We start from the raw sequence: 25570 nt of genomic DNA, 5'->3' as shown, positions 1-25570 counted from the left end.
GAGTGCCTCATCTCAACAAGCAATTTAAATGCGCCGGCAGCTCAATACTTCTACGTTTCCTCATTCTCAATAAGGCTGTCCTTATTGCGGCGATAATCAGGCTTTGGATGAATACAAGAAAATTTTTCTTATTTTTTTAACTTGTTAATTACCCACTTCCCGCACTTCTTAACATTCAATTGATAACTTTTACTAATATATTGCTGACAACTTTTTGCTGGTAAGGATTATAGCTACAATGATGGATTTTTGTCAAGGTGAAGAATTGTAAATTTTTTTCTCAGAAAAAATCAATTATTGAAAATGTGCTCAATAGTAGTTTCTACAATGAAGGTTTTTCGTCAAAACATCTTGGGGAATGTAAAACTATATAAAAGTATATGAAGATGTGCGGAATGTCGGTATAATTATGGGTAGATGAAAGATTTAGCACCAGGACAGGGAAGTTGGGCTTGTCTTTTTCCCTAACCACAAACAGAAATAATTCAACACACCCAAGTAATTGACCGATTAATTTTCGGAAAATGGGGTGTGCCTGGTGATGAAGACAACACAAGTAAGTTCCGTTATCTAGTACATATATGCCATCTCCAGCAGATTCTTTGAGTTTTGATGGAGCCTTCCCAATCACCTTTGATTTAACAGGTTCCGACGATTTAAGTGTATCGAGGGAAACTCCTCCCTTAGGAGTCCTGAACTCTAACCCCTCCCCATCTACAGTATCCTCTGAGGCTGCCACGGTTCCAGTCTCCCCTGCTGCTACGGGCCAAGTGGTGTTTCCCGATCCTCTTAGTATTAACTCTTCTGGTTATTCCACCAGTCCAGGGTCGCGTCCTGCCTCTGTACCCACCGCTGCCCCCGTCACCTCCAGTCCAGGGTCCGGTCCTGCCTCTGTACCCACCGCTGCCCCCGTCACCTCAGAGCTAAAACCGGCAGCAACTAGCACCCTTGCCCCTTATGCTCCCAATCAAGTGATTCTCAAGTTCAAGCAAGGGATCGCCGCCGCCCAAGTTGCTCAGTTTCAGTCCCTCTTTGGTGCTGTTAAAACCCAGAAGATTAAACTAACGGGGGCAGAGATTTGGAAGTTATCCGGGTCGCTCTCTGTGGAGAAGATTCTGGCACAATATCGCTCCAATCCGATTTTTGAATACGTTGAACCCGACTATATTGTGACAAAAGGCACAATTAGTGCCCAGGCGACATTCCCCAATGACCCCAGTTTTAATCAACTTTGGGGACTGCATAACACCGGACAAAGTGGCGGTACTGCCGACGCGGATATTGATGCCCCGGAAGCCTGGGATATTCAAACCGGCGATCCTAATTTAGTGATTGGGGTTATTGATACGGGGGTTGACTACAATCACCAAGACCTAGTTGGCAATATCTGGACAAACCCAGGGGAGATTGCCAACGACGGCATTGACAACGATGGCAATGGCTACATTGATGACATTCGCGGTTGGGACTTTGCCTATAACGACAATAACCCCAGTGATGTTGATGGTCACGGAACCCATGTTTCGGGAACCATTGCTGGCAAAGGAAATAATGGGGTAGGCGTGACGGGGGTGGCTTGGAATGCCAAAATCATGCCACTGAAGTTCCTTGATGATACGGGGTCAGGCTCTACCTCCAATGCCATTAAGGCAATTAACTATGCGACGGCCAAAGGAGTTAAGCTCACCAATAACTCCTGGGGAGGAGGCGGTTATAGTCAAGCGCTCTACGATGCGATTAACGCAGCGGGTCAGGCGGGGGCTTTATTTATTGCGGCGGCTGGTAATGATGCAAAAAACACTGACACAAGCCCCTCCTATCCTGCCAGCTACAACCTAGCTAATATTATTTCCGTTGCTTCCACCACCCGCACCGATGCTCTCTCTTCGTTTTCCAACTATGGCTTAACCAGCGTAGATTTAGGCGCACCTGGTTCAGAGATTTACAGCACCACTCCCAACAATACCTATGCCACCTATTCAGGGACATCCATGGCCAGTCCCCATGTGGCAGGGGCGGCGGCTTTGTTGTGGTCACAAAATCCTACCTGGACAGCCCAACAGGTGAAAAACACCTTAATGAACACGGGGGATTCTATTGCCGCCTTAGCAGGGAAAACCGTTTCTGGTAAGCGGCTCAATATCAATAATGCGCTTACTGCGACTGAATTACCGTCCGTAACCGTCAGTGTCAGTCCCAGCAGTGTGCAGGAAGACGGTGCGACTAACTTGGTTTATACCTTTACTCGCACCAACTTAAACCTGAGTTCTCCCCTGACCGTTAACTTCGGGGCGAGTGGCATAGCCAACGCCGCCCCGGTGGGAAGCGACCCAGCCGATTACAACGTATTAACAGGTAGTGCTGTCACCTTTGACCCGACGACAAAACTGGGAACCGTCACTTTTGCCGCCGGTGCGACAACGGCAACGGTCGAGGTTGATCCCATTGCTGACACTATTGCCGAAATCACCAGCGAAACAGTGGCTCTCGCGGTTAATAGTGGAACTGGTTATATTGGCGGTTCACCCGGAACAGCCACAGGAACGATTGTTTCCGAAGAAACCCTACCGATTTTTAGTAATCCTAACCCAATCACTATACCCAGTAGTGGTTCCAGTACCCCCTATCCTTCGACGATCAATGTTTCAGGCTTAAGTGACAATATCAATAGTCTAAAGGTAACGCTGACAAACCTGAGCCATACTTTTCCTGACGATATTGATGTATTACTGGTCGGTCCGACGGGGGCCAAAGCCTTATTAATGTCCGATGTGGGTGGCTCAGGTGATGTCAATAACGTCACTCTCACCTTTGATCCGACGGCCGCCTCCTTCTTGCCCGATTCGGGGCCAATTACCAGTGGCAGTTATAAGGCCACAGACTTTGTAACTGGTGATGTCTTTAACTCGCCCGCTCCGGGTGGCCCCTACGGAACAGATTTCTCGGTCTTTAACAACACCAACCCCAATGGAACCTGGAGCCTCTATGTCATGGATGACGAGGGGGGAGATGCGGGAACTATTGCCGGTGGTTGGTCTCTAGATATTGGCACGGGAGCAGCGACAAAATCAATCTCGATCGCCAAGACCACCGATGGTAACGAAGCCGGTCCAGTAAGCAGTGTCTTTACCCTGACTCGTACAGGTGACCTCTCCAGTGCCTTAACCGTCAACTACACCCTGGCGGGGACAGCGACTCCAGGTGTTGACTACACAGGAACTACTCCTAACAGCGTCACCTTTGGGGCCGGTTCATCCACAGCTACCATCACTCTGCCCACCATAGATGACCTCTTGAGTGATCCCAGCGAAACCATCATCACCACAATTACCGCCCCCGCCGGCTACACTATCAGTGGACCTAACACAGCTACAGCCACCATTCTTGACAATGATGGTAACTCAGCCAATAACAACTTGGTCGGGACAAGCTTTGCCGATGCCCTAGCTGGAGTGGGGGGTAAAGACACCATCAATGGCGGTGTTGGCAACGACACCCTCGATGGTGGCTTGGGTGTGGATACTCTTACTGGTGGTGCTGGAAACGATTTCTTCAGGTTCGACAACGTAGCGAACCGTGATCGTGTCACCGACTTCTCCGTAGCCGATGACACGATCATTCTGGCGAACAGTCTTGACAGCACTTTAGCCGGATCCATTAATCCGGGGATCAACGGTCTGCTCTTTGATAGTGGTAACGTGGACGGAAGTGTCCTTAGCGCTGCCGGGTTCTTCAAGGGGCCGGGGTTCACCGGGGGAGCATCGGGAAACCTCTCCGGCATCTACGTCAACACTAGCAACGGCGACATCTGGTATAACGATTCCAACCTCGTCGGTAGTTACCTAATTGCCAATGTTGGGACTGCCGCAGCAACCATGACTAATGCTAACTTCGTTTACGGGGTGTAAGTCTTAGCTAGGCATCACAGGAAAACTATGCCATGTCCCCCGCTAACGGCGGGGGTTTTTTGTCGGCATCCTCAGACTAAATCCTGTTTAAAAGGTATAGGATGGTGAGAAGTAGGGAGTGGGGGGAAACAATTCATAATACTAAATCCGTTGAGTATAGGCTACTTATAAGCATAGGCAAGAGGCAAGAGGCAAGAGGCAAAAGGGAGAATAAATAATCGGTCTTTAATAACCAGATTTAGTATAACTGGGTTTTTAAAGTTGGATTGGGGGTTAATCATACTATTAAAAATAGATTTGGTATCAGAATCTAAAACTAAGTAGAAAATATCTAGGTAATAAGAGTTGCAATTTTTTTCTTGGCATAAGTTAATATTTGAGAGAGGAAAATATAGAAGCAGCTGATTATTTAGTCACCTACTTTTTTTAATTTTTAACGGGTTAGGACTGAGATATACTGAAATTGTTGCTTATAGATCACTACTATGGGACGTTTAGCGCTGATCAGCGTGACTGACAAAACCGGAATAGTTGACTTTGCCCGTCAGCTAACAGAAGAGTTTGATTTTGAAATTATTAGCAGTGGAGGAACCGCGAAAACGCTCCAATCGGAGGGAATTCCCGTGGTTAAAGTGGGAGAATACACAGGTTCTCCTGAAATCTTGGGCGGAAGGGTGAAAACTCTCCATCCTCGCATCCATGGCGGTATTTTGGCTAGACGGGATTGGCAGTCAGATTTAGCGGAAATGGAGGCTAATCAAATTCGTCCTTTTGATTTAGTGGTGGTTAATCTCTATCCCTTTGAACAGACGATCGCTAATCCTGAAGTTACCACCGCTCAGGCGATCGAACAAATCGATATCGGCGGTCCGGCGATGTTACGCGCCTCGGCTAAAAATTTCGCCCATTTGACTGTCATCAGTAACCCGAAGTATTACGAGCAGTATTTAAGCCAATTACGGCAAAATAACGGCGAAATCTCCCTGGAATTCCGTCAAAAAATGGCGGGGGAAACCTTCGCTTTAACCAATGCCTACGATGGTGCGATCGCATCCTATTTCGCCAGCTTAAACGGGGAAACGACTCGCTTTAATTTGGCGGGAAATGCCCTGCAAACCCTGCGTTACGGCGAAAATCCCCACCAAAGTGCCACTTGGTACGGCAGCGGTACAATGGCTCAAGGTTGGGGAAAAGCGACCTTATTACAGGGAAAAGAACTAAGTTATAACAATTTAGTCGATTTGGAAGCAGCCCGCCGTTTAATCGCCGAATTCGGCAGGGAAGAACCGGCCGCCGCTATCTTGAAACACACTAATCCCTGTGGAGTGGCGATCGGTGGTAGCTTAGTGGAAGCTTATACTAAAGCTTTTAATGCCGATGCTATCTCGGCTTTTGGGGGTATTGTTGCCCTAAATCAAGCCATAGATGAAGCAACCGCTAAAGAATTAACGAAAACCTTCCTAGAATGCGTGGTTGCCCCCGATTGTAGCCCCGAAGCCCGGGATATCCTTGCTAAAAAGTCAAAAGTGCGGATTTTATTGCTGCCGGAGTTAACCACGGGAGAAAAACAAACAGTAAAAGTTATCGCTGGCGGTTTTCTAGTACAAGCGGCCGATGACGTGGTGGAAACTCCGGATGAGTGGCGCGTGGTGACAGAAAAACAACCCACTGCCGGACAATTAGCGGAATTGCTGTTTGCTTGGAAAGTATCTAAGCACGTTAAATCTAACGCTATTGTGGTGACAAAAAATCAAACTACTTTAGGCGTTGGTGCGGGGCAAATGAATCGTGTTGGTTCGGCGAAAATTGCCCTTGAACAAGCAGGGGAAGCGGCCAAAGGTGGCTATTTAGCTAGTGATGGTTTTTTCCCCTTTGATGATTCTGTTCGCACGGCGGCCCAGTTTGGTATCGAGGCAATTGTTCAACCCGGAGGTTCTTTAAAAGATCAGGATTCGATTAATGCTGCTAATGAGTTAGGTTTAATTATGGTCTTAACAGGCATTCGTCATTTCTTGCATTAATACAAAGTTAGGGTGTGTTATTGCTTAAATTAACGCACCCCAACCAGTTATTAATTATTGGTTAATTTCCCCTATTCAATAGTCTTAAATTTGCCAAAAGCGCGAGGATGTCCAGCTTTTTGGGAACAAAGAAAATAGCGCGCGGGTTCGTAATGATTTTCAGCACTAAAAGGGGAAAAGAAATGATCTGCAAGTAAATCTTCTCGCACAAAGAAAGCATTCACTCCCGAAAAACTACAACCCACCAGTTTATAACCCTTTTGATGACCAAGTTTTTCTAGAGCTTTCAAACTTGATCCCACATGACTATTATATTTCCATTGGTGACTAGGATTATACTGCATCACCCAACTGGATTCGGGGGGATAAATAGCATTATATTCGACAATTACCACCCGGGGACGATAATTAGTAATTGCTTGCCAGACCCAATAATCATTACCATCAATATCAATGGATAATAAATCTAATTCTGTCGGTACATTGCCCTCTCGAAACAAGTCTTCAATATTTGCGGCAGTGATGAAAGTATTTTTTAAAGTTAATTGTTGGTTAGCAATTAAATCTTCAAAAGATTGGCGAATACTTTTACAAAATCGCTCACTGCCTTCAATCCAATAACCTTGCCATCCTTTCACTAACAAATAGGCACTATTATTTTCTAAACCGTTGCCAACTCCAAATTCCACAAAGAATTTATTTGTGGTTCCAATGCGATTAAAAATCTCGCTAATAATGCCATCTTCTCCCGCTTGAGAAAAAACCTTAAATTCGTAGCGGTTTAGTTTTTTAGGGCTATCATATTTGGGGTTTTTATGCAAGTTTTCTAGCAGATAATTATCAATTTGTAACTCTGTTACTTGGATTGTTTGCCAAGGTGCTGCCATACTTTTGAGAAAGGTTTTCATGGATTTTAACTACAATTAACGAGTATTTTTGGATTCAATGGGTTGATTAGTGCGATCGCCGATCTTGTAGGGTGCGTTCCCTAATCTGGATCCTACTGCTCCACCGATCGATTTTTGGGAACGCACCATGCCCATTGATTGAAGCTGTGAGTTTAGTTGCGATGCCGAAAGCACTGGTTGGTCTATCGGCGCGTTACGAGGGCAAGCCTAATCGTAATCAAATTCAGAATGGTACAGTCACACGAAGGTGGCATTGGAACAGTGGAAGAATGCAAACTAAAACCTGGGCTTGGAGCGCAAATTGGTGAAACTATCTTCATTACAGTCCCATTAAGATTCTCAGTCTGTCTTCAACCAATGCCAGGGTTTCTGAGGATACAGTTCCCCATCGCTTCTCAAGTCGTTCTACTGAGATTGATCTTACGTCCTCGCACTTGATAAAACTTGGCATTTTCACTCCTCCCTCTGGGGGTTCCACTTTTATGTGGAAAGGGATTCCTTTGTCTTTAGAAGTTACTGGCAAAACAACAACTAAGCCAGATGCACCCTGATTAAACAGGTCTGCTGAAATCACTAAACATGGACGCTTACCAGCCTGTTCATGCCCCCTTACTGGATTAAGATTTGCTAGCCATATTTCTCCTCTGGTAATTTCTGCCACTACCCTTCTACTCCATCAGCGAGAGTTTGCTCCCATGTCTGCCTTTCAGAAATTTCCTCTTGCCATAAAGTCTCATTCTTCCTTAAGGCGGCGAAGGCTTCATTCGCTTGAACTAGAAAAACATATCTGCGATAATTTTCGATGGCTTTGTCTAATACTGTTGGGAGCGTATCCCCAGAGGAGTCAACGAGTGCTAACAGCGTTTTGTGAGCAGCCTCACTAATGCTAATTTTTAATTCAGGCATACTTTTCTCTCGTAGCTTGTGTAGGACTATTGTAGCCAATTGTGTAAGGGCTAACAACCTGGTTGGAACTGATTATTTATTCTCCCTTTTGCCTTTTTCCTCTCCTAATATGTAGCCTATACTCAACGGATTTAGTATTAGATAACACCTGTGAATAACGGGGTCGGAGAAGAATTTTTTTCGCCCAATGTTGAAACACTTTCAATTGATGGCGTTTGCTGGGTAAACGCAGAATATAGACAAAACGACGCATTATATCAGCCAATCTACCAGTAATATTAATGCCAAAACTGGAAACAAGGGCTGATTGTTTACCCAGGGTTAACATATCACCTAAATGGAGATAATAATAGGGTTGGGGTGATTTTTTTCTGATCACTGCCGAGATATTTTTGGCTACTACACTGGCTGCTTGATAGGCTGCCTGTGCTGTGGCAGGAATTACCTGTTTACTGGGATAAATTTCGGCTATATCCCCAACGGCAAAAACTTCGGGATAGTCGATTAATTGTAAACTGGAACGGGTTAATAATTTGCCTTGTGCTGTTTTCTGACAATCTAAATGATTGATCCAATCCTGTGCTTGGGTTCCTGCTGTCCACAATAATAAATCAATGGGGATAACTTCATTTGTATTATCTTTAAATACGGTTATGGAATTAGCGGTAACTTCCTTTAATCCCGTGTTTAAATAGAGACTAACATTCTTGGCTAAAAGGGAACGATAGGAAGCAACACGCACCGATTTAGGGAAGTTTTGCAGTATTTCCTCGTTCCTTTCCACTAGATGAACTTTGCCCTTTTTTCCTAAACGATCAGCTACCTTACAGGCTAATTCTACCCCATTGGGACCACCGCCAATAATTGCTAAATTAATTGAGGATTTTCCTTGAGTTTCTAATTCATGAATTGCCGTTTGTAATCTTTCTACATCCTCTAAACTCCGAAAAGTTAGCCCATAATCAGCTAACCCCGGTATAGCCGGCCAACGATTCCGCACTCCCACCGCTAAAACGAGGTAATCATAATCTATAACTTCCTCATTTTCTAAATATACTCGATGATTGTTTAAGTCAATATTACTGGCTTTTTGAGTTTTTAAATTAACCTGAGTTCCTGTTAATAATTGACGGTAGGAGGGGGCAATTTCCCAGCGTTGCAATTCTCCTGTAATTAGTTCATAGAGAAGGGGAGTAAAGAGAAAATGGTCTTTCGGTTCAACTAAAGTTATTTGCCATTGACCTGATTTTACTGCTGTTAATCGACTCAGATCGAGCGCCGTGTATAAACCACCAAAACCACCGCCGAGAATGCAAATCTTAGTTATTGGTTTATTCATGGATTTTTATTCTCAGTTGTGTTTAAGAGGGGTTTCAGTTCCGAAACTAATTGTTCTGAACGAATAATTCTCACTGGAGGCAAAAGATGATAATGGGTATCAGCAAAGATAGTAGAATCGGTCTTAATATTCAAGTCTTTTGGGTCGTAAATTGTTGGCACAACCCGACTTAGTTCTTCGGCAGATTTGCGAATATTAGCAACGGTTTTAGCCTCATTTTTGGCATAAACCCAGGGCAAAGAAACCACTAAAGTCGCCCCTTTTGCTTCTAAATCTTTCTTGAGTTTTTCAATCAATTTAATTGAGTGAGGAGAAGCAGCAGTATCAAAGGTCATTTGCCACCATTTCCCTGTTCTTTCCTTAACTATAGTCGGATCACCTGTATTAGTAATCGGATCGGAAAGATAACCCGTCATTCTGCCTTTGGTGAATAAATCAACCATCGATTTAGTGACTGGACGCATCCCCGGAATACCTAATAACCAAGTATCCTCGATCATGGTTTTTAAAGGTATCCCACCTAACCCTGGTTTGCCAATAGCGACGCTAAAAGGAGCCGATCCCCAAAGTCCTTCGCCGCGATTAAAACCGTCCTCATCCATGAGCATGAGATATTCAGGAATCAGCAGAATTACGTCTCCTTGGCGCGCTTTTTCGAGAATCATAGCGGCAATGACATTTAAGCCGATATCCCCCTGTAAACCGAAGTTAACCACGGGCATTCCCAATTCTTTGGCCATTAATTCCGAATTTATGCTATAATGCGCCCCCGATCCCGCCGTGACGATTAAACGCCGCGGTCCTTCGGTACTAGATGCGATCGCTGATTTTTCCTCGTACATCATCCGCAACCAGCTTAATTCGCCACCGTAGATGACATTATAAACAAAGCCGAGGGACCAAGCGACTCCCAGAGAGGCTAACCAGGGGAAAGGGTTAAAGGATTTAGTATTCATCAGAATTCAAAGTAAATAAAGTCACCGGTATTAGTGGAAGCTAGGAGAATAGTTAAACCTAGCAATATTTTAGACATCCAAGGCGATAGTAATAGTTCATATTCAAACTTTTTCTGAGCAATAGCCAGATGTTCGAGGATTAAAACAATGATACCAAGAACTAAAGCAACGCTTAAAACTGCTCCTTGATTAAGACTATAGGAACTAAAAATCTCACCGATATTAGCTAAGGAATAATTGAAAGGATTGGCAATAACCAGCATTTTGCCGATTAATCTTCTGGTGTTAACCTCCATGAAAAAGAGACAACCAAAAATGACAGCCAATTGCGTTAAAGCCCAGGAGACAATTTGCGGCTGAGAAACGTATTTTCCGACGAAAGCATAGAAAGGTCGGCCCAGATAACGCAGTAATAATAATAATGCCCCGTGGTAAGCGCCCCAAAAGACGAAATTCCAAGCCGCACCGTGCCAAAAACCTGAAAGAGTAAAGGTAATGAATAGATAAAAAGGCGCCCAATTTTTATTGGAACCCATCAGGGGTAAAAACACATAATCCCGAAACCAAGTGCTAAGGGTAATATGCCAACGTCGCCAAAATTCGTTAATACTTTGGGATGTATAGGGGGCTAAAAAGTTTAATTCTAATTTAACCCCGACAAAATAGGCTAAACCAACAGCAATAAAGCTATAACCGCCGAAGTCAAAATAGATTCTCAGGGTGAATAAAAAGGCCTCAAACCAGATATACCAAGCATTGTCGATCATCTTATCTAATTCGATGTAGGGCGCAATGTTATCGGCGAGGACAAATTTCATAAATAAACCGAGGGAAAGCCAACGCAAACCCTTCTCGAAGTTTTCTCCTGTAAATTTGAGGCGAAATCCCTCCATTTGTGGCAATAAATCCCGGCGACGCTCGATCGGACCTGCGACAATTTGGGGGAAAAAGGAGATAAAATTGACATAATCGAGGACGGCTAGGGGTTTCTTTTTCTTTTCGCGTAGGGAGTCCACCACGAAAGCCACCATCTGGAAGGTGTAGAAGGATACCCCCGGCGGTATTTGGCTAGGCACGGGAATTGGGGAAAGTTCCTTCCAGTTAGGGGGGAGAGAAACGACCAATCCGATGATTTCCTGCACAAAAAAGCCGAAATACTTGAAGTAGGCCAGGACGAGAATATCGATGACGATAACGATAGTGGCTAGGAGATTCGCTTTCCAGCCGCTCATTTTCAGCACTAGCCAGACCATAATGTAGTTAAAGGCTAGGGAGACGATGAAAACGAGGAAACTGGTGCGACTGGCGTAATAAAACAGGATCAGGGACAGCGCCGCCAATCCGACTCCATCAAAAACACCTCGCCAGAGATTGAAGGACTTCGCCAGGTAGCGCGCCGTTAGGAAAGGAACGCTAAAAAGGATTAATATCCACCAAAATATAAAATCAGAGTAATTCAAGGCGTGTTAACTCCTGATGGTCTGTGTTACCTTGTTTGAGATGGGTTTCCTGACTTCTGATGCTCAGAGACGGGGGATTTTCTTGACAAGCCTATCAAACTTTGTCAGACTTGTCCATAAAATTACCTTCATCCATCCTAAAAAATCGAGGCTAGACAAGCAATGCTTTACCAAAAACTGTTAGATGCACATAAACGCTATCGGCAATTTAAGACTTATCCCCATATTGCCGATCAATACTGGTCTAGTCAGTTGGCAGAGCATAATATTAGTCCTAATTATGTGGAATATGATGCTAAATCTGGTCAACTTTTTTACAAACCCTTAGGGATCAGTTTAAGCAAAAATAAGCAAGATTTCCTCTTGGCTAGTAAAGTTTTTAACAAAGCTAACGCCTTAAAAGCTCTAGCCGATTGTAAATTTTATATCGATGAGCAACAGGAATTAATTATCGAGATCGATGGAGTTAAGTTAATTATCGAGACGGGACAGGATTTGGATATCGCCCATGAAATTTTCCTTTTAGGTGTATATAATTTCCTCTATGACAAGCCCTGTGTAGCGATCGATATTGGTATGAATACGGGTTTTGCTAGTCTCTTTTTTGCCAATCGAGCTAATGTGAAAGCTGTCTATAGTTACGAACCTTTTAAGGCTACCTACGACCAAGCTTTAAGAAATTTTGCCCTCAATCCTAATCTAGCGGAGAAGATTAAAGCTTTTGATTATGGAGTCGGCGCTCGTGATGAAATTATTCAAGTAGAATACGATTACAATGTTAAAGGCAGTGTTGGTATTTCTGGTATTGACAACCAATTAAAACCTTTTGCCTCGAAACAAACCGCTAGAGCCGATTTAATTCTTAAACCTTTCACCGATGTGTTTAAAGGTATTACCTCTGACTATCCCGATAGCGATATTGTTGCCAAGATTGATTGTGAAGGTTCCGAATACGAAATCCTCGATTCTTTAGCGGCAACTGGTCAATTAGGACAGATTAAAATTCTCATGATGGAATGGCATAAAAAGGGTCCCGATGCTTTAGTCAAACATCTGCAAGACTTCGGTTTTATCATCTTCTCCCGGATGCCTCGCAGTAAAAATGTCGGCACTTTGTACGCAATTAAACCCTAATCCGTAGGGTGCGTTAGCGATAGCGTAACGCACCACAATATAGGCAATTAGACCTTATATTTTTGGGGTAAAAAGTCAAGATTCAGTAACCCACCACAATATAGGCAATTAGACCTTATATTTTTGGGGTAAAAAGTCAAGATTCAGTAACCCACCACAATAGCTGTGCTAATAGTGCCTTACTGTGCTTGACAATAGGTATTAAAAGCTTCGCCAGTTTCTTTTTCTAATTGGCCAGCTTTTCTTACCTTTTCCTGTGCTAATTTTGCCCCGTTTTTATTGCGAGTTTCGATAACTTGAATTATTTCACGAGTGGCAGTGGCATAATCTTCATAAACTTGAGCGAAAGCGGTCTTATATTTCTCTAGTTCAGGATCCTTCACTGCTAATTTTTTCATATTTTCTGCGGCCTGTTCGATTTTATCGGCGGCTAATAGCCAACTTTTTTGGTCAATTTCTGTCCCTTGACCCTTGGTTAAGGATTTGGTTTCTTGGGCCACTTCGTTGGCAATGCGATAGATTTTTTGACATTGAAACTGTTTACTATCAGCACAACTTGCCAAAAAAGTCAAGCCTATAAATATTAAGATTATTTTGTTATTCATACCATTGTATTCGAGAGGATTCTAGAGAAGCTTATAGCGGTAAACTATCAGCCTCTAGCAGTTTTTTACTGTTATCGACTGATAGAACTGTTCAATCTTATAAGATTAAAGTTTAGCACTCGATCGCTGTTAAGCGTGTCTTTTTTGATGCCAATTCCAAGCGTGTTCAACTATTACCTTGAGATCGGCATATTGGGGATGCCAACCGAGAACCTGTTTAGCTTTATCACTACTGCCGATTAAAATGGGGGCATCACCTGCCCTTCTGGGACTTTCGATGACGGGAATATCTAAACCAGTTACCGCTTGCGCTGTTTCAATCACTTCACGCACAGAAAAACCGTTACCATTGCCCAAATTAAACACATTACTTTCGCCCCCATTTAAGAGATATTCTAAGCCTAAAACGTGAGCTTGGGCTAAATCATTAACATGGATATAATCGCGAACAGCAGTACCATCGGGAGTATCATAATCCGTGCCGAAAATTGACAGGGAATCCCGTTTTTTCAGGGCAGTTAATAAAGCCAGGGGAATTAAATGGGTTTCCGGTTGGTGATCTTCCCCTAATAAACCACTGGGATCGGCTCCTGATGCATTAAAATAACGGAAAGCCACCGATTTTAAACCGTAGGCCGGATCAAAATCTCTGAGAATTTGTTCCACCATTTCCTTACTGGCAGCGTAGGGACTGAGGGGATGATGGGGGTGATTTTCCGTCATCGGAATTTCCTTGGGCATTCCATAAATAGCACAGGTAGAAGAAAAAACAAATTTCTTCACATCGGCGGCGATCATCGCTTGCAAAAGAGTCAGACTACCACTAACATTATTTTGATAGTAAATAGCCGGTTCTTGCACCGATTCCCCCACGGCAATAAAAGCGGCAAAGTGCATGACGGCGGCAAGATCACGACTAGCAAATAAATTATCCAGCAGCGATCGATCCCTAGTATCACCGACAATTAACTCAACTTTTAATATATCCTTAATGATTTCGGCGTGACCATAGGATAAGTTATCGAGTACGATGACGGAATAACCGGCATTTTTGAGCGCTAGAACTGCATGGGAACCAATATAACCCGCACCGCCAGTGACGAGAATGGTAGGTTTAACTTGAGACACGCTAAAGACCTATTTGAGATTGACTTGTCTATAACTTTATACCCTAATTTTGCTTTTATTTGACCATCATGTTAAGTCCCCTCGATCTATCTCTTTCCCTTGACAAGGAAACTTATCAATCACAAATTAAAGATTTAATGGAACAACTGCGATCGCTACAGAAGTCCTGTTGGGAATGTAAATTACCTGTGGTGGTGGTTTTGGAAGGTTGGGCGGCGGCAGGCAAGGGAACTTTAGTCAAAAAAATGGTTAACTATATGGATCCTCGCGGTTTTACCGTCCATCCAATTTTAACCCCTTCCCCCCAAGAGGAAAGTTACCCGTTTTTGTGGCGATTTTGGCAAAAACTGCCAGCAAAGGGCAGTATAGGCATTTTTTATCACAGTTGGTACACCCATCTGCTAGAGGATCGACTCTTAAATAAATTGCCCTCCTCCCAGATTCCCCTAGTCATGCGCGATATCAACACCTTTGAGCGACAATTATCTGATGATCGGGTGGCGATCGCTAAATTCTGGATTCACCTCAGTCAAAAGGAATTAAAGTCACGCATCAAAGAATACGCCGAAAATGAGCTAGAATCTTGGCGCGTGCGTCCGGAAGATTGGCAACAGGCCAAACGTTATGATGAGTATGCCAGTTTAGCCGAGGAAATGATTACCTACACTAGCACGGGGGCCGCCCCTTGGACATTGGTGGAGGGCAACTGTCAACGTTGGGCGCGGGTAAAAGTTCTCTCCCAATTAGTCGGTACGATCGCTCAAGCTTTGGATCAGCGCCAATTACCGATCGAACCCCCTGTCAATCTACCACCCCAAGCGCAATTACTGCCCACGGAACCCGATTATCTAGGGAGAGTGGACTTAAGTGCCAAATTGGAAAAAGAAGACTATAAAATCCGCTTGCGTGAGGCACAGGTAGAATTAAGAAAACTGCAATTAAAGATTTTTCAGGCAAATATCCCCGTTTTAGTCCTCTTTGAAGGGTGGGATGCCGCCGGCAAGGGAGGTGCGATCAAACGCTTAACCGATACCCTCGATCCTCGCAGTTATCAAGTGATTGCCTTTGCTGCCCCGACGGAGGAAGAACACCGCTATCATTATCTCTGGCGCTTCTGGCGCAAATTACCCGCAGCCAAAACTATCGGTATATTCGATCGCAGTTGGTATGGACGGATTTTGGTGGAGAGAGTAGAAGGATTCGCTAAAGATATGGATTGGCGGCGGGCATATCAAGAAATTAACGAATTTGAGGCCCAATTAACCCATTCAGGCTGTGTTTTAGTCAAATTCTGGTTACATATTAGCCCCGAAGAACAGTTAAATCGCTTCAACGAACGGCAAAATAACCCCTATCGTCAACATAAACTCACCGATGAAGATTGGCGCAATCGGGAAAAACAGCCCCTCTACCATGTGGCAGTTAATCAGATGGTAGCCCGTACTAGCACCCCCGTCGCCCCTTGGACGATTGTAGCGGCAAATGATAAGTATTTCGCCCGCGTTAAAGTCATAGAAACAGTAATTGCCGCTATTGAAACCGGTTTGAAACAACGGGGATAGGATCAGTAATCAGTGATCAGTAATCAGTGATCAGTAAACAGTAAACAGTAAACAGTGATCGGTGATCAGTAAATGGGGATCAAGATGAAAATAACTAACTAATTAACTTAAAACTTAAATCTGATAACTTAAATCTGATAACTTAAATCTGATAACTTAAATCTGATAACTGATAACTGAATTTATGAGTTTTTCCCCAAGTTTAATTTCTCCCGATCTCAGTTTGGCCGATATTGCCCTAGAGGAAACCCTCTCTTTAGGAGTGATGGCTTCTGGTAGTGGTTCCAATTTTGCTGTTTTGGCAGAAGCGATCGCCAAAAAACAGCTAAATGCCCAAATTTCTGTTCTCATCTACAATAATCCCGATGCCAAGGTAAAAGAAAGAGCCGATGACTACAATATCCCTGCGGTCTTCCTCGATCATCGTCAATTTAAACCCAGAGAAGAACTCGATCGAGCCCTGGTCAAAACTTTCCAAGAATACGGGGTAAAATGGGTAATTATGGCCGGCTGGATGCGAATTGTCACCCCGGTGTTACTGGATGCTTTTCCCGATCGCGTGATCAATATCCATCCTAGTTTACTACCCAGTTTTAAGGGTGTGCGTGCCGTGGAACAAGCTTTAGCGGCGGGGGTAAAAGTGACCGGATGTACTGTGCATATCGCTCGCGCGGAGGTAGATAGCGGCCCAATTTTAATGCAAGCAGTGGTTCCCATTCTCCCCGATGATACCGCCGCCAGTCTCCACGAACGCATTCAAGTGCAAGAACATCGCATTTTCCCAGTAGCGATCGCTTTAGCGGCGAAATTGGGTCTGTAGAGATAGATTTCCCGATTCCTTGGCGATAATACTGGCAAAAAAACGAAAATTCAAGGCAAATCGTTAAATAGGGTTTGCTGAAAAAGTTTGTTGGTGGGGTTAGGAGTCAGTAGCCAGTAGTCTCCGAGTCAGGAGAATTAAGAATGAATAATAATCAGTTAAATGGTCTATTTACAGACTTTATGCTATTTAATCCTTATTTTTGCCGTTTTTGAACCCAGAAAAATTAATTATGCAAGAGGTTTATTAATTATATTAAAAGTAACTCCTTCGTAAATTTCCTGAAAACTGAGAGCAAAATTGACAGAAGTTAAAGATAAACTGGCATTTTCGCCCTCGTATTCCGTTAATAACCATTTATTTTCTTCAGTTTTGTTATACTGCATGATATATGGACGACTTTGACTGATCAGAATATATTCTTGAAATCCAGGCAGCGAACGATAATAGAGAAATTTATCACCCTGGTCATAATTTTGAGTTGATTTTGATAGGACTTCTACTATTAATTTGGGATTGGTAACAGTTGTCTTACCAGTTTCATAATAAATCGGTTCTCCCTCAATTAGCATCACATCGGGATAGGTTGCTTGACGATATTGTGCTATCCATAATTTCACATCACCGATAAAAATATTATATTTCTGTCCTTTGAGGGCAAATTTTAAATAAGCGGCAAAATTGAGAGCAATTTTATTATGATCGGTAGTGCCTCCTGTCATCGGTACGATTTCCCCGTCTTGATACTCATTTTTATAGGCTGCCGTTTCCTCTAGTTGTAAATATTCGGCAAAGCTATAGGTACTTTTATCTGTTGCTATGGTCATAATTTAAGTAGCTGGTTATAATTAAATTAAAAATTTATTTTAGGTTCGATCCCCCCTTATTAAGTAGGGTTGATTCATGAATCAACCCTACCCTTAATAGGGGGGGGTGTCTGAAAGTTTTTAATACCTACCTACTTATTGATTGGCTCCCTCAATTGATTATAGCAATTATTATACTGGTGAGATAGAAAAAAGTTACCATAAATTAGCTAGGTTTAGCCGAGGAAAAGATAACAGCTATTTTAATAAGCTGTTCGTAATTTAAATTGCTTGTTGAGACGAGGCAAAAGGCAAGAGGCAAGAGGCAACAGTAAAGCGATTGGAGAAGATTCGGCTAATCTAAGAATAAGCGGTTTAAATACGTCTTAGCTTAGGACTCTTGAAAATTTTTAGCTGGCAACTAAACCAGAATTTGATCTCTCCCAAATGTGGGACAATTGACAAAGAACTAAGAATTGTAGAATCCCCCCATCATGACCTCGGAACTATCGAAGCAATACGATCCCAAGATCACAGAAACCAAATGGCAGCAATATTGGGAAAATCAAGAAATATTTACAGCAAACCCCGAAAAAGGCGGCGAAACCTACTGTATAGTCATCCCCCCTCCCAATGTTACCGGTAGTCTCCACATGGGTCACGCTTTCGAGAGTGCCTTGATTGATACACTTGTTCGCTACAAACGCATGACCGGCAAAAATACCCTCTGGCTGCCAGGTACAGATCACGCTAGTATTGCAGTACAAGCCATACTCGATCGCCAATTAAAAGCCGAAAAAACCGACCGTTATCAACTAGGAAGGGAAAAATTCCTCGAACGCGCTTGGCAATGGAAAGAGGAGTCCGGTAGTACCATTGTTAATCAACTGCGGCGCTTGGGGGTATCCGTCGATTGGACGCGGGAACGTTTCACCATGGATGAGGGACTTTCCCATGCTGTCCGTACTGCTTTTATCAAACTTTATGAAGACGGATTAATCTATCGCGGTCAATACTTAGTTAACTGGTGTCCGGAATCCCGATCGGCCGTTTCCGATTTAGAGGTAGAAAACAAGGATATTGAGGGAAATCTCTGGTATTTTCGCTATCCTCTCAGCGATGGTAGCGGTTATCTTCAAGTAGCCACCACAAGGCCCGAAACCATGCTCGGTGATACTGGTGTAGCTGTCAACCCGCAAGACCCCCGTTATCGCCATTTAATCGGCAAAACCGTCACTTTACCGATAATGGGGCGAGAAATCCCCATTATTGCCGATGAATTGGTGGATCCCCAATTCGGTACCGGTTGCGTCAAAGTTACGCCGGCCCACGATCCCAAGGATTTTGAGATGGGTAAACGCCATAATTTAGCCTTTATTAATATCATGAATTTAGACGGCAGTTTAAACGAAAATGCCGGAATATTCGCAGGTCAAGATCGTTTTGTTGCCCGCAAAAATGTCGTTAAAAAACTCGATGAAGACGGCTTTTTAGTTAAGATTGAAGCCTATCGCCATAGCGTCCCCTATAGCGATCGAGGTAAAGTTCCCGTGGAACCCCTTTTATCTACCCAATGGTTCGTTAAAATTGAACCTTTAGCCACAAAAGCTTTAGCCTGTTTAGATCAGGAAAACTCGCCCCGTTTTGTGCCGGAAAGATGGACAAAAGTTTATCGCGATTGGTTAGTTAAACTAAAAGATTGGTGTATTTCTCGACAACTGTGGTGGGGTCATCAAATTCCCGCTTGGTATATTATCAGTGAAACTAACAACGAAATTACTAACCATACTCCCTTCGTCGTTGCCCCAGATGAAACCTCCGCTTTAGCCAAGGCTAAACAAGAGTATGGAGAGGATATAATTATTCAACAAGACCCCGATGTTTTAGATACTTGGTTTTCCTCGGGATTGTGGCCATTTTCGACTATGGGATGGCCAGAAAAAACCCTTGATCTAGACACCTATTATCCCACCACAACCCTCGTCACTGGTTTTGACATTATCTTTTTCTGGGTGGCCAGAATGACGATGATGGCGGGCTATTTTACCCAACAAATGCCCTTTAAAGATGTGTATATTCACGGTTTAGTTAGGGATGAAAACGGCAAAAAGATGTCTAAATCTGCTAATAACGGCATCGATCCCCTAATTTTAATTGATAAATATGGAACCGATGCTTTACGATATACCTTAATCCGAGAAGTGGCAGGAGCAGGACAGGATATCAGTCTGCAATACAACCGTAAAACCGATGAATCGGAATCCGTAGAAGCTGCCCGAAATTTTGCCAATAAAATTTGGAATGCTTCCCGTTTTGTCATGATGAATCTGGAGGGAAAAACCCCAGAAGAATTGGGAGAACCAGTTTTAGAAAATTTAGAATTAGCTGATCGCTGGATTTTATCTCGTTATCATCAAACAGTGCAAAAAACTAGAGATTATCTAGAAAATTATGGCATGGGAGAAGCGGCTAAAGGTCTATACGAATTTATCTGGCGCGATTTCTGTGATTGGTATATCGAGTTAGTAAAAACTCGTTTATGGAAGGATAAAGAATCGGTTTCCTGTGCCACGGCCCGGCAAACTTTGGCTTTTATCTTGGCAGGGACATTAAAATTATTACATCCCTTTATGCCCCATATTACCGAAGAAATTTGGCATCATTTAACCCAAGAAAATCAGCAGGTTTTAGCTTTAGAAACCTATCCAATAGCTGATAGTTCTCTGATCGATTTAGACTTAGAAAATACTTTTGAGTTATTAATAGAAAGTATTCGGGTGTTGCGTAATTTGCGGGCCGAAGCGGGGATTAAACCGGGGGCAACGATCACGGCAATTTTACAGACAGAAAACAGTCAAGAATTAGCTATTCTGCAACGCGGACAAGTGTACTTAAAAGACTTGGCCAAGATCGAAAACTTAATTTTGACGGCAAAATTGACCGAGGAAGTCAATCAAGCGATCGCTGGTGTTGTCGCTACGGTAGAAATCCTCATCCCCCTGTCCGGATTGGTTGATATATCGGTATTGGCTGGGAAATTAGAGAAAAATTTAGCTAAAGTAGAAGGGGAAATCAAGAGTTTGAGCGATCGCTTGAATAAACCTAGCTTTGTCGAAAAAGCTCCAGAAGCTTTAATCCAAAAAACGAAGCAAGCTTTAGCAGAGTCCGAAAAACAAGCCCAAATTCTCCAAGAACGCTTAAAACGTCTGCATTAACGGAGGCAGGGGTAATTGTGGGGATTTTCCGAAAAATAGGGCAGTTTTCAGGCTACCCTAACCAGAAAATTAATCGCCAAAATGGGAGATAATCGCGTCGGCAAATTCGGAACATTTCAGGGGAGGATTAACGGGGGGTTCCATCAGACGCGCTAAATCGTAGGTAACTTGTCGATTAGCGATCGCTGCTGCGATGCCTTTTTTAATCAAATCGGCTGCTTCTTGCCATCCCATGTATTCCAACATCATCACCCCGGAAAGAATCACCGAACCGGGGTTAATTCGGTCTAAACCGGCGTGTTTAGGGGCTGTGCCGTGGGTTGCCTCAAAAATAGCGCAAGTATCGCCAATATTCGCCCCGGGTCCCATCCCTAAACCACCGACGATCGCCGCTGCCGCATCGGAGAGATAATCGCCATTCAGGTTCATGGTAGCGAGGATCGAGTATTCATCGGGACGGGTTTGGATCTGTTGGAAGATACTATCGGCGATGCGATCGTTAACCATAATTTTATCTTGCCACTGGCCATTGCCGTGGGTTTCCCAGATAGCATCGAGAACACTGGTAACTTCTTGACAGATTTTAGCTTTTTTCTCGTCCGTGAGGGCATCATAACCCGGTTCCACCATGCGGGCGTTATCTTCGATGCTCAGATCGGGGTTTTTCTCCTTATTGCTCAGGATCCATGATTCCATCTCGGTAACGCACACATCCCGGAATTCACTTTTAGCTAATTCATAACCCCAATCCCGGAACGCCCCTTCCGTATATTTCATAATGTTACCCTTGTGGACAAGCGTAACTTGATTTTTCGGTTTCGGTAAAGTCAGCGCTCGTTCGATCGCCCGGCGGACTAATCTTTGGGAACCCGTCTTACTAATCGGTTTGATCCCGATACCCGCATCGAGGGGAATTTGTTTTTTACCATGTTCGGGAGTGGCGGGAATTAGTTCGGTGTTGAGATAATTAATCAGTTTATCGGCGATTTCCGTGCCTTGTTTCCATTCGATACCGAGATAGATATCCTCGGTATTTTCCCGATAGACGATGACATCGAGTTTTTCTGGGGTTTTATGGGGGGAAGGGGTTCCCGCATAGTAACGACAGGGACGAACACAGGCATAGAGGTCAAAAATTTGCCGCAAAGCCACATTCAGGGAACGAATGCCGCCACCGATCGGAGTGGTCAAGGGACCCTTGATGGCAATACCATATTCTTTAATCGCTGTCAATGTATCTTGGGGTAGATATTGATAGGTCCCGTAGATTTCGCAAGCTTCATCGCCAGCATAGACTTTAAACCAATGGATTTTCCTTTGACCACCGTAGGCTGTGGCGATCGCTGCATCAATGACTTTTTCGGTTGCGGGCCAGATATCGACTCCCGTACCGTCACCACGAATGAAGGGAATGATGGGATCGTCGGGAACTAGAGGTTTTCCGTCAGAAAAAGTAATTGTCGAGCCTGTTGTCGGTGGGGTGATTTTTTCGTAGCTCACAGTCATGGGCTTCCAGAAACAGTATTTATCTATACGTTGGGAGTCTAGCGCCGTCAATATCTGTACTCAGGGATTTTGGGTAATTTCTTAAAGATTCCCTTGCTGGCAGCAACTTCGTACCTCATCATTAAGATAACTGCTATAGCTAAGTAGCTGGTTATAATTAAATTAAAAATGGATTTTAGCTTCGATCCCCCCTGCCCCCCTTAATAAGGGGGGTGCCGATAGGCGGGGGGCTCCCTCCTTAATCCCCCCCCGATGTCGGGGGGGGCAGGGGGGGTGGGGGTTAGGGGTGAGGGCGATTAACCATCTCTGCCATTACTTATGAAAAATGGTATAAGACTCTTTTAAGCTGCCCGCGTATTTAAATTGCCTGTTGAGATGAGGCAAGAGACTTCGCTGGAATTTGATGAGGGTTTACCCAAAATTGATCGGGAAATTATCGACTAACCGTTGGTTCGATAATCTCAATTTTTTCGATGATACCAAATGCTTCACTAATTGATCGTGCTGCTTTCAGTTGACCGGTTACTAAAAACTTCAGCTTCATTTTAATTGAGGATGTATCGGCTGGATTTCCTGCTAAAAACTGAATTTGATGCAGTTGGGCTAAAATTCTCAGGGAAGCTGCATTATATTCTGTTTTATAGGTGGGATCTTGATTATAGGCTTCGATTAATTGGTCGTGGTGGGTTAGGATAGAGCCAGCAATGAGAGCCGTTAATTTTTCCAGTTCATTGGTACTTGCAGCTTGTACCTCTATGAAAAGTTCTTGTTCAAAGTTTCTTAGGCTAAAAATCCCGACAAACGAGTAGATAAACAGGATACTTTTTGCTTTTGATATATCATAGGTAAAGTTACACTCTTTCGTTTTATAATTGATGGTAAAGTCTTGTTTTTCCTGAAGCCAAATTTGCTTTTCTGTTAATGTACCTTCAGCAAAGAAAACTTGACACTGAAACGTTCCTTGTAGCGGTGTTTTGGCTAAGATATATGGTCCTAAAGGTTTTTCTTGGCTGACAGCCAGTTTTTCCCGAAACTCTTCTGGACGCGGTTGATTAGAGGTGTTTTCTCCGGGCTGTTGGCTGATGGTAAAGCAACCCGGAGTTATAACAATCATCGGGAGATTACTGCTATCGCTTGAGTCAACCGGTCCAGCCTTAATGTGTTGCTCTGCGGGAGAAAGAACGCTTGCTAAGGTTTCAACTAGCAAGCTGATTATTCTCAAAACTAGATTTTGAATCATGGCAGTTTTGGGGAATATTAACTATTTCATTGAGAGAGAACTTCTACTTTTTTAGCGTTGTCAAGATTTTCTTCTTCCTCAGCTTTAGCAAGCAATTCTTCTAATACTTGAATCGCACCACTGATGCGCAGCATAGTAGTTCTTAGATTAGACTCTTGTGTTTCTAGATCAGCTAACATTTTTTGACCGGACTCATATTCGGCTTTGAGTTGTTCGATGCGTTCTTTGATTTGTTCTTTCATGTTCCTTTAGTGATCAGTTGTTTGAGCAAGGATTTCTTCTATGATATTCGATATTTCTGCTTCTGAGTCAATATGCTTGGCTAAAACCTGTGCTGTTGTCTCTAATATACGGTTAGAAAACAATTTGGTTAAATCCTGTCTTAGTCCTTGTCCAATATACAGCTTCAGCAGTGCTTCATAAGACATATCTCGATTAGCAGCTACTTTTTTGATGGCGGCTAAGGTATCTTTTGGAATATCCAGAGAGATTGTCTCTTAAAGACGGGGATGCAGTTTTAAGCTATATTCATCTTCTGGTTTGTTCATAGAGTTTCCTTTCATTTCTAGTAGCTTGACGAGCAGAAATTATCCAGTTTCTTTTTTCTTTTTCTACATAGATAACTAACAAAAGATGCTGTTCTAAAGAAGGCTCTTCGGTAATTGTTATGCAAATAATTAACTTAAAATAAAATTCGATGATAGTGCCTACGCTCAAAAATAGCTGAAATTTATACAGGGAGAGATTTTAGACACAAACAGGTTAATACCAAAAGATAGACAATCGAGTTAAGATTTGATATAATAGCCAAAAACCAGAGTATTTTACTTATGATACTTGACAAATTTTTGAACCTAGAAGGAACCTCTATTCAAGGCTATCGACACCTAGAAAATGTCGGTATAGTTTGACCAGTCGAATCGAAAAAGAAAAAAGCAATCTGTCCTCGTTGTGGGTTAGAGAGCGATAAACTACACCAAAATCATCGATATTTAGTCAAAGATTTACCAATCTCAGGACAACCAGTGTACCTACAAGTTAATCGTCGTCAATTTAAGTGCGATAATTGTCGAAAACCCTTGAGCGAAGAGTTAGATTTTGTCGCCAGTAAACGAACCTATACGAAAAGACTAGCCGAAAATATACTCGAACAATTAAAATCAGGAGATATTTTAAATGTTAGTCGAAGAAATGACGTAACGGAAGAAGAGATTCAAAGAATGCTAGAGGACATTGCTGAAGAAATTACCGAGCCAGACCTATCGGAATTAAAAAGACTAGGAATTGATGAAATCGCTCTAGTCAAAGGACAAAAAAATTACTGTGCGGTTTTAGTAAATTTAGATACGGGAAAACTAATAGCTATTCTAGAGAAGCGAACACAAGAGGAGTTGAGAAAAACGCTTACAGGCTGGGGAAAAGAGGTGTTAGAGCCAATTGAAGAAGTGAGCATAGACCTTTGGTTGCCCTATAAAAATTTGGTGAAAGAATTGATGTCATCGGTTGAATTAGTCGCCGATAGATTCCATGTAATGAAACAAATTAATCAAGAGTTAGACGAACAGAGAAGAGCAGAAAAAAGAGCCGTAGAAGCGCAGAAAAATAAAAAACAGAAAGCGGAAAAAGAAGCGAAGCTAGAAGTTTTAAAGCGAAGTAAATATAGCCTATTAAAAAATGAAGAAGATTGAACGGAACCCCAAAAAATTAAACGAGAAGCTATCAAAGAAAATTGGCCAAATTTGAAAAAGATGCCGGAATTAAAGGAAGAATTCAGAAAGATTTATGAAACCTCAGAGAATCCGACAGAAGGACTGCTATCTATCTCGGAATGGTTGGCAAAATCCTCCATTGTTTTTACCAAGAGTTGTCAAACAATCCGAAACTGGTTTGGAGAAATCATTAGTTATTTCGAGCGAAGGACAACGAATGGGATGGTCGAGGGAATCAACAATAAACTTAAACTAATAAAACGGCGAGGCTATGGCTTGAGAAACTTTCGGAATTTTTGGGTTAGAAGTATGTTGTCTTGGCATCTTGTATGTTGATTTAGCATAAA

20 protein-coding genes and 1 pseudogene are annotated in these 25570 nt (G+C 43.0%); 7 read left to right on the top strand and 14 right to left on the bottom strand.

Going from position 1 to position 25570, the window contains the following annotated elements; genetic code table 11:
• Window positions 1-581 precede the first annotated feature (581 nt).
• Together RAM70_RS04920 and purH are read left to right on the top strand one after the other, a co-directional pair.
• A complete protein-coding gene (locus RAM70_RS04920) occupies window positions 582-3908 on the top strand; it encodes a S8 family serine peptidase (protein ID WP_312672545.1) in 3327 nt (1108 codons plus the stop codon).
• 485 nt (window positions 3909-4393) lie between these two features.
• Entirely contained in the window at window positions 4394-5929 is a 1536-nt protein-coding gene (purH, locus tag RAM70_RS04915) for a bifunctional phosphoribosylaminoimidazolecarboxamide formyltransferase/IMP cyclohydrolase (RefSeq protein WP_312672543.1), read from the top strand.
• Between the two features lie 71 nt (window positions 5930-6000).
• On the opposite strand, the gene RAM70_RS04910 is transcribed toward purH, so the two are convergent.
• The 6 genes from RAM70_RS04910 to RAM70_RS04885 form a co-directional block, all read right to left on the bottom strand.
• Window positions 6001-6837, bottom strand: coding sequence for a class I SAM-dependent methyltransferase (locus RAM70_RS04910; protein WP_312672541.1), 837 nt, complete (start codon window positions 6835-6837; stop codon window positions 6001-6003).
• Window positions 6838-7156: 319 nt separating this feature from the next.
• Window positions 7157-7498, bottom strand: a complete 342-nt coding sequence (locus RAM70_RS04905; RefSeq protein ID WP_159291501.1) for a type II toxin-antitoxin system PemK/MazF family toxin — start codon at window positions 7496-7498, stop codon at window positions 7157-7159.
• The gene (locus RAM70_RS04900; protein WP_002739747.1) at window positions 7498-7743 is read right to left on the bottom strand and encodes a hypothetical protein; all 246 of its coding nucleotides are present in this window, start codon (window positions 7741-7743) and stop codon (window positions 7498-7500) included. The genes RAM70_RS04905 and RAM70_RS04900 overlap by 1 nt, the downstream gene beginning before the upstream one ends.
• Before the next feature lie 76 nt (window positions 7744-7819).
• The gene (locus RAM70_RS04895) at window positions 7820-9082 is read right to left on the bottom strand and encodes an NAD(P)/FAD-dependent oxidoreductase (RefSeq protein ID WP_312672539.1); all 1263 of its coding nucleotides are present in this window, start codon (window positions 9080-9082) and stop codon (window positions 7820-7822) included.
• Window positions 9079-10038, bottom strand: coding sequence for a hypothetical protein (locus RAM70_RS04890; RefSeq protein WP_287998722.1), 960 nt, complete (start codon window positions 10036-10038; stop codon window positions 9079-9081). Before RAM70_RS04890 ends, RAM70_RS04895 begins: the two co-directional genes overlap by 4 nt.
• The gene (locus tag RAM70_RS04885; RefSeq protein ID WP_312672537.1) at window positions 10038-11498 is read right to left on the bottom strand and encodes an MBOAT family O-acyltransferase; all 1461 of its coding nucleotides are present in this window, start codon (window positions 11496-11498) and stop codon (window positions 10038-10040) included. Before RAM70_RS04885 ends, RAM70_RS04890 begins: the two co-directional genes overlap by 1 nt.
• Window positions 11499-11660: 162 nt before the next feature.
• Between RAM70_RS04885 and RAM70_RS04880 the strand changes: the two genes are divergently transcribed.
• Window positions 11661-12632, top strand: coding sequence for an FkbM family methyltransferase (locus RAM70_RS04880; RefSeq protein WP_045361620.1), 972 nt, complete (start codon window positions 11661-11663; stop codon window positions 12630-12632).
• A gap of 179 nt (window positions 12633-12811) precedes the next feature.
• On the opposite strand, the gene RAM70_RS04875 is transcribed toward RAM70_RS04880, so the two are convergent.
• A complete protein-coding gene (locus tag RAM70_RS04875) occupies window positions 12812-13237 on the bottom strand; it encodes a hypothetical protein (protein ID WP_045361618.1) in 426 nt (141 codons plus the stop codon).
• A gap of 129 nt (window positions 13238-13366) precedes the next feature.
• On the bottom strand, window positions 13367-14365 hold the full coding sequence (gene galE / locus RAM70_RS04870) for a UDP-glucose 4-epimerase GalE (protein ID WP_045361615.1): 999 nt from the start codon (window positions 14363-14365) through the stop codon (window positions 13367-13369).
• Window positions 14366-14433: 68 nt separating this feature from the next.
• Here galE and pap point away from each other — a divergent pair, with 68 nt between their 5' ends.
• Both pap and purN read left to right on the top strand, forming a co-directional pair.
• Window positions 14434-15927 (top strand): polyphosphate:AMP phosphotransferase, encoded by a 1494-nt coding sequence (gene pap, locus RAM70_RS04865; RefSeq protein ID WP_312672533.1) that lies wholly within the window; start codon window positions 14434-14436, stop codon window positions 15925-15927.
• Window positions 15928-16111: 184 nt separating this feature from the next.
• Window positions 16112-16747, top strand: coding sequence for a phosphoribosylglycinamide formyltransferase (gene purN, locus RAM70_RS04860; RefSeq protein WP_190380051.1), 636 nt, complete (start codon window positions 16112-16114; stop codon window positions 16745-16747).
• 230 nt (window positions 16748-16977) lie between these two features.
• Here purN and RAM70_RS04855 read toward each other — a convergent pair whose 3' ends face one another.
• The gene (locus RAM70_RS04855) at window positions 16978-17574 is read right to left on the bottom strand and encodes a Uma2 family endonuclease (protein ID WP_190380050.1); all 597 of its coding nucleotides are present in this window, start codon (window positions 17572-17574) and stop codon (window positions 16978-16980) included.
• Window positions 17575-18047: 473 nt separating this feature from the next.
• Between RAM70_RS04855 and RAM70_RS04850 the strand changes: the two genes are divergently transcribed.
• Entirely contained in the window at window positions 18048-20768 is a 2721-nt protein-coding gene (locus RAM70_RS04850; RefSeq protein WP_312672530.1) for a valine--tRNA ligase, read from the top strand.
• Between the two features lie 69 nt (window positions 20769-20837).
• Here the strand turns inward: RAM70_RS04850 and RAM70_RS04845 are convergent, their stop codons facing one another.
• The 5 genes from RAM70_RS04845 to RAM70_RS04825 all read right to left on the bottom strand — a co-directional run bounded on the left by RAM70_RS04845 (window position 20838) and on the right by RAM70_RS04825 (window position 24231).
• Complete coding sequence (locus RAM70_RS04845; protein WP_286827026.1) at window positions 20838-22274, bottom strand: NADP-dependent isocitrate dehydrogenase; 1437 nt, start codon at window positions 22272-22274, stop codon at window positions 20838-20840.
• 433 nt (window positions 22275-22707) lie between these two features.
• On the bottom strand, window positions 22708-23514 hold the full coding sequence (locus RAM70_RS04840; protein ID WP_312672526.1) for a hypothetical protein: 807 nt from the start codon (window positions 23512-23514) through the stop codon (window positions 22708-22710).
• A gap of 26 nt (window positions 23515-23540) precedes the next feature.
• Window positions 23541-23756 (bottom strand): hypothetical protein, encoded by a 216-nt coding sequence (locus tag RAM70_RS04835; protein ID WP_312672524.1) that lies wholly within the window; start codon window positions 23754-23756, stop codon window positions 23541-23543.
• A 6-nt stretch (window positions 23757-23762) separates the two neighbouring features.
• Complete coding sequence (locus RAM70_RS04830) at window positions 23763-23942, bottom strand: hypothetical protein (protein ID WP_312672522.1); 180 nt, start codon at window positions 23940-23942, stop codon at window positions 23763-23765.
• 100 nt (window positions 23943-24042) lie between these two features.
• Window positions 24043-24231, bottom strand: a complete 189-nt coding sequence (locus RAM70_RS04825; protein WP_312672520.1) for a BrnT family toxin — start codon at window positions 24229-24231, stop codon at window positions 24043-24045.
• Window positions 24232-24344: 113 nt separating this feature from the next.
• On the opposite strand from RAM70_RS04825, the pseudogene RAM70_RS04820 reads away from it, so the two are divergent.
• Window positions 24345-25559, top strand: a pseudogene (locus tag RAM70_RS04820) (ISL3 family transposase).
• The last annotated feature ends 11 nt before the right edge of the window (window positions 25560-25570 follow it).

The organism is Microcystis wesenbergii NRERC-220 (genome assembly GCF_032027425.1).
In the GTDB taxonomy this organism is placed as follows: domain Bacteria; phylum Cyanobacteriota; class Cyanobacteriia; order Cyanobacteriales; family Microcystaceae; genus Microcystis; species Microcystis wesenbergii_A.
Note: the sequence above shows the minus strand (reverse complement) of the source record. Positions and strands in the feature narration are given on the sequence as shown.